Genomic DNA, 5,537 nt, shown 5'->3' on the forward strand with positions numbered 1-5,537 from the left:
AGCAGGAGTTTACCCTGTTGCCCGCCAGATAAGGAGCGAATTTGATGCTGCATTTCTGGGTAACTGAAATTGAGACTAGCTAAGTGAGATTGGATTTTCTGCAATTCCTCTTTTTCCCCAGTTTTGCTGAGATAGGCTATTGGGGATAAATCCAATTGCAGTTTCGTGTGGTAATCTTGTGGCATAAAACCAAGCGAAATTTCTCTTTTGGCGCTAAGCAGTTGTTGAAACTTGGCTAGCAGAGTCGATTTTCCAACACCATTTGGCCCGATAATACCGATTTTTTCTTGGCCATGGACAGTTAGTTGTAGTTCCTGAGCCAAAACACGGTCGCCAATGGACAAATTTTCTTTTTCCAGTTGGATTAAGACTTTAGATGCTGGTAATGACTGTATATCTGAGAAAAAAAGTCTAATTTCTTCCTCTTCAAGTGGTTTTTGGGTCATGGACTGAGCTAGCTTTTCGTAGCGTTTTTCTTGAGAGAGAACATTTTTCATCTTTTTGGCCAATAGGCGACCGGTAGTACTGTCTTTGGTAGCCCGAAGTGCAGTTTCTACATTTTGTTTGACTCGGCGATGCTTTTCCATGGTTTTGTCATAGGCTCTTTGGTCGTTAGCAGCTTGCTGGCTTTGTCTGACAAAATGAACCTTTCTCTGCTCACTATAGCAATCATAGTCTAAATGCTCGACTAGCGTTTCGGCTTCTTTACGGTGCTTGACCAGTCGCAAGTGGATAATAGTGTCTGCCGTTTCAGAAAGAAAGTCTTCATCATGGGAGATGAAAATAACAGTTTGCCTGGTCTTTTGAATCTGACCTTTTAGCCAATCAACCGTCTCAAGGTCTAGGTCGTTTGAAGGTTCATCTAAAAATAGAATCTCAAAGGGTTTAGCTAACTCATGGATGAGCTGAATTTTCAAAGATTCGCCGCCTGATAGACTGCCAATCTTTTGGTCGCTAGCAAAACGATCACTATCAAAATGCAACTTCTCCGCCAAACGATAGAGGATACTGTAGTCTAAATCAATAGAATCCAAAAAGAAGTAGTCGTGTAGAGTTTTCTTTTTCAGGTCCTCGGGGAGTTTTTGAGGGATGTAGGCCAGTGACTGATAGTCAGACTGGATGTCTCCCTTGATAGTGAAATCAGACAAAGCTTCCCCCATTAAAATTTTAAGTAAGGTTGATTTGCCATTTCCCTCTTCGCCAATAATAGCTACCTTTTCCCCGTCTTGGATGCTCATGCTTAAATCAGAGACAAGGTCTCGTAGATCTTTGTTTTGTGTGATGGTCAGGTGATTGATGTTTATCATATGATTGCCCTTTCTAGAATATCAATAGTGCATAACAAAAAGCTCTACTTTACCTAGTAGAGCCAATGTCTATGTCAAAAAAACTCTATTAATACTCTTCGAAAATCTCTTCAAACCACGTCAGCGTCGCCTTACCGTAGATATGATTACTGACTTCGTCAGTTCTATCCACAACCTCAAAACAGTGTTTTGAGCTGACTTCGTCAGTCTTATCTACAACCTCAAAGCAGTGCTGTGAGCAACCTGCGGCTAGCTTCCTAGTTTGTTCTTTGATTTTCATTGAGTATAAAATGCCAGAAGAAAGAGCATAAAAGAGCACACAAAAAGAGACAAAAACAAGATCTACTAAATAAAGGTTCTTTATTTGATAGACTTAGTTGTTCATGTCTCCCTTACCTCCGAGTATTTGTACCTCTATCCTATACCTTTCAGGATATTTTGTCAACAGAAAACTGGAAATTCTATGCTTTAAAATCCAAAAACAGGTACCTAAAGACTTAGTACGTGTTTGACATGATCGTAATGGAATTTATCATAGTTGTGCCAAGAGATACGTGCTTGGTCGTTGAGTTTTAGGCTACCGAGACCTATCAGAAGACTGGTAGGTTGGTAAAATTTCTCAAGGTCTATTAAGATACTGTTGTTCAACTTTTCCGCTTTTTTGAGCTCTTGCAGAGTAGTATTTAGTAGCTCTTGTAGTCGAATATCATCTGCCCTACCCTGTTTACAGTTTTGGTAGCTTTTATTTATTTAACTCGGATAGGAGTTGGGTTGCATTAGTACCGAGTTCTTTGTCTTCCATATGAGCATCCTCCTTGCTCTTATGTATTCTTTCCTATAGTATAGAACTAAAAAACAAAAATATCGTAGTAAATATGTTAAAAAATCGAATTTTAATTATAAAGTTTGGTGGGCTGATTTGTAGCCTTTTCATGGTATAATCAAGAGAGTAAATCTTTATGGAGGAAGTATGAAATTAAATATTCAAGAGATTCGCAAGCAGTCTGAAGGCTTGCATTTTGAACAAACATTAGACTTAGCCGCAGACCTGCGTGCACGTAATCAAGAAATTTTAGATGTAAAAGATATCCTTGCTGTTGGGAAAGTACAGTACGAAGACCGTATGTATTTCTTAGATTATCAACTATCTTATACCATTGTTCTTGCTTCAAGTCGCAGTATGGAGCCAGTTGAGTTAGTTGAATCTTATCCAGTAACGGAAGTTTTCATGGAAGGCGCAACTAACCAACTAGATCAGGAAGTTTTAGACGATGACTTGGTCCTGCCTATCGAAAATGGAGAACTTGACCTTGCTGAGAGCGTATCAGACAATATCCTACTAAACATTCCTATCAAGGTCTTGACGGCTGAAGAAGAGGCTGGTCAAGGATTTGTTTCAGGAAATGACTGGCAAATCATGACAGAGGAAGAATACCAAGCCCGACAAGCAGTCAAGAAAGAAGAAAACAGTCCTTTTGCTGGCTTACAAGGACTATTTGACGGAGACGAATAATGGTCTTGTCAAAAAAACGAGCACGAAAAGTGCTAGAAGAAATCATTGCTCTTTTTCCAGATGCCAAACCCAGTCTTGATTTTACCAATCATTTTGAACTCTTGGTTGCGGTCATGTTGTCAGCTCAGACAACGGATGCAGCGGTAAATAAGGCCACACCGGGTCTCTTTGCTGCCTTTCCAACGCCACAAGCCATGTCTGTGGCGACTGAGAGTGAGATTGCTTCACACATTTCTCGCTTGGGATTGTATCGGAATAAGGCTAAATTCCTTAAAAAATGTGCCCAACAGTTACTAGACGATTTTGATGGTCAAGTTCCTCAAACACGTGAGGAATTGGAGAGTTTGGCAGGAGTTGGTCGCAAAACAGCCAATGTTGTCATGAGTGTGGGGTTTGGAATTCCAGCCTTTGCAGTAGACACTCATGTGGAGCGTATTTGTAAACACCACGATATCGTTAAAAAGTCAGCGACACCACTTGAGGTGGAAAAGAGGGTCATGGATATCTTACCACCGGAGCAGTGGTTAGCAGCTCATCAGGCCATGATTTATTTTGGAAGAGCCATTTGCCATCCTAAAAATCCAGAGTGTGACCAGTACCCACAGTTATATGATTTTAGCAATTTATAAGATGGGGGCTCAAAAGTTTTTGCTTGATTTTACGCTCGCTTTGTGCTATAGTAATTGATAATTAAATATTCCTTTAAACCTGTCCCGTGAGGCAGGCAAGGAGCGCGATAAAGTAGAAGGGTGAAGTCTATACTGTTTGCAGTAGGGCTCGCTTGGCTATACATTTCAAGTCTCCTTGTTTAAGGAGACTTTTCTTTTTGGAGGTTTGTCATGAAGACAAAAGAAGTTGTAGACGAATTGACCGTCAAACGAGCGATTACGCGTATTACTTATGAGATTATCGAACGCAACAAAGATTTGAATAAAATCGTCTTGGCTGGTATTAAAACTCGTGGTGTCTTTATCGCCCACCGAATCCAAGAACGTTTGGAACAGTTAGAAAATCTTTCAGTTCCTGTTGTGGAATTGGATACGAAACCCTTCCGTGACGATGTTAAAAGTGGAGAAGATACTTCTTTGGTTTCTGTCGATGTGACAGACCGCGAAGTTATCTTGGTGGACGATGTGCTCTATACAGGTCGTACCATCCGTGCTGCTATTGATAATATTGTAGGTCATGGTCGTCCTGCGCGCGTGAGTTTAGCGGTTCTAGTCGATCGTGGACATAGAGAATTGCCAATCCGTCCAGATTACGTTGGGAAAAATATCCCAACTAGTCGTTCTGAAGAAATCATCGTAGAGATGGCAGAACTTGATGGCCAAGATAGAGTTCTGATTACTGAAGAAGCTTAGAAAGCTAAAGGAGTAGCCATGTCAGAAAATCAACAAGCATTGAACCATGTGGTGTCCATGGAAGACCTCACTGTCGATCAAGTGATGAAATTGATCAAGCGAGGAATTGAGTTTAAAAACGGAGCTCAGCTTCCTTATGAAGACCATCCGATTGTTTCCAATCTTTTCTTTGAGGATTCTACACGGACGCATAAGTCCTTTGAAGTGGCAGAGATTAAACTGGGATTGGAGCGACTTGACTTTGATGTGAAAACTAGTTCAGTCAATAAGGGTGAGACACTTTATGATACTATTTTGACTTTGTCTGCTTTAGGAGTGGATGTCTGTGTGATTCGTCACCCTGAGGTTGACTACTACAGAGAGTTAATTGCAAGTCCAACGATTACGACTTCCATTATCAATGGTGGAGACGGTTCGGGACAACACCCTAGCCAGAGCTTGCTTGATTTGATGACTATTTATGAGGAATTTGGTCACTTTGAGGGTCTTAAGGTTGCTATTGCAGGTGACTTGGATCATTCACGTGTTGCCAAATCCAATATGCAGATTTTGAAACGCTTGGGAGCTGAACTTTACTTTGCTGGACCTGAGGAATGGAGAAGTCAAGAGTTTGCAGATTATGGACAGTTTGTAACCATTGATGAAATCATTGATCAGGTGGATGTCATGATGTTTCTTCGTGTGCAACATGAACGCCATGATAGTGGTGCAGTCTTTTCCAAAGAAGACTACCATGCCCAACATGGCTTGACTCAAGAACGTTACGATCGTTTGAAAGAAACAGCAATCCTCATGCACCCAGCTCCAGTCAACCGTGATGTAGAAATCGCAGACCACTTGGTTGAAGCACCAAAATCACGGATTGTCCAACAAATGACCAATGGTGTCTTTGTTCGAATGGCAATCTTAGAATCCGTATTGGCGAGTAGAAACGCCAACTAAAACACAAGACGTTAAAAGACGCCAGTGAGCGTCCACGAGAGGTGAAAATATGACAAAAAGACTTCTAGTATTAGAAGATGGCACAGTTTTTGAAGGCAAGGCCTTCGGAGCAGATATTGATGTAACAGGCGAAATCGTCTTTAATACAGGAATGACCGGCTATCAAGAATCCATTACAGACCAGTCTTATAATGGACAAATCTTGACCTTTACTTATCCTTTGGTAGGAAATTATGGAATCAACCGTGATGATTACGAATCTATTATTCCAACTTGTAAGGGAGTCGTTGTTTTCGAAGAAGCACGTAGAGCAAGCAACTGGCGCAATCAAATGACGCTGGATGAATTTTTGAAAGCCAAGAAAATTCCAGGTATTTCAGGGATTGATACACGTGCCCTTACCAAGATTATCCG

General features: G+C 41.0%; 8 protein-coding genes. 5 read left to right on the forward strand and 3 right to left on the reverse strand.

Annotated elements, in window-relative coordinates:
- The 3 genes from SMIDD26_RS03280 to SMIDD26_RS11420 form a co-directional block, all read right to left on the reverse strand.
- The coding region (locus tag SMIDD26_RS03280; RefSeq protein ID WP_246746898.1) for an ATP-binding cassette domain-containing protein at positions 1 to 1,307 on the reverse strand (1,307 nt) is incomplete at its 3' end.
- An 88-nt stretch (positions 1,308 to 1,395) separates the two neighbouring features.
- Positions 1,396 to 1,587 (reverse strand): hypothetical protein, encoded by a 192-nt coding sequence (locus tag SMIDD26_RS12630; protein WP_061439162.1) that lies wholly within the window; start codon positions 1,585 to 1,587, stop codon positions 1,396 to 1,398.
- 209 nt (positions 1,588 to 1,796) lie between these two features.
- Positions 1,797 to 2,057: a helicase BlpT gene (locus SMIDD26_RS11420; RefSeq protein ID WP_419986648.1), complete on the reverse strand. Its 261-nt coding sequence runs from the start codon at positions 2,055 to 2,057 to the stop codon at positions 1,797 to 1,799.
- A gap of 220 nt (positions 2,058 to 2,277) precedes the next feature.
- On the opposite strand from SMIDD26_RS11420, the gene SMIDD26_RS03290 reads away from it, so the two are divergent.
- The 5 genes from SMIDD26_RS03290 to SMIDD26_RS12635 all read left to right on the forward strand — a co-directional run.
- The gene (locus SMIDD26_RS03290; RefSeq protein ID WP_061438904.1) at positions 2,278 to 2,820 is read left to right on the forward strand and encodes a YceD family protein; all 543 of its coding nucleotides are present in this window, start codon (positions 2,278 to 2,280) and stop codon (positions 2,818 to 2,820) included.
- The gene (nth, locus tag SMIDD26_RS03295) at positions 2,820 to 3,449 is read left to right on the forward strand and encodes an endonuclease III (protein WP_000244443.1); all 630 of its coding nucleotides are present in this window, start codon (positions 2,820 to 2,822) and stop codon (positions 3,447 to 3,449) included. The genes SMIDD26_RS03290 and nth overlap by 1 nt, the downstream gene beginning before the upstream one ends.
- A 210-nt stretch (positions 3,450 to 3,659) precedes the next feature.
- On the forward strand, positions 3,660 to 4,181 hold the full coding sequence (pyrR, locus tag SMIDD26_RS03300) for a bifunctional pyr operon transcriptional regulator/uracil phosphoribosyltransferase PyrR (protein WP_000850023.1): 522 nt from the start codon (positions 3,660 to 3,662) through the stop codon (positions 4,179 to 4,181).
- A gap of 18 nt (positions 4,182 to 4,199) precedes the next feature.
- Positions 4,200 to 5,123: an aspartate carbamoyltransferase catalytic subunit gene (locus SMIDD26_RS03305; RefSeq protein ID WP_004260121.1), complete on the forward strand. Its 924-nt coding sequence runs from the start codon at positions 4,200 to 4,202 to the stop codon at positions 5,121 to 5,123.
- Positions 5,124 to 5,172: 49 nt separating this feature from the next.
- Positions 5,173 to 5,537, forward strand: a 365-nt coding sequence (locus SMIDD26_RS12635; RefSeq protein WP_280630512.1) for a carbamoyl-phosphate synthase domain-containing protein, incomplete at its 3' end; no start/stop codon positions are given.

Origin of the sequence: Streptococcus mitis (assembly GCF_001579035.1) — a bacterium.
In the GTDB taxonomy this organism is placed as follows: Bacteria; Bacillota; Bacilli; order Lactobacillales; family Streptococcaceae; genus Streptococcus; species Streptococcus mitis_J.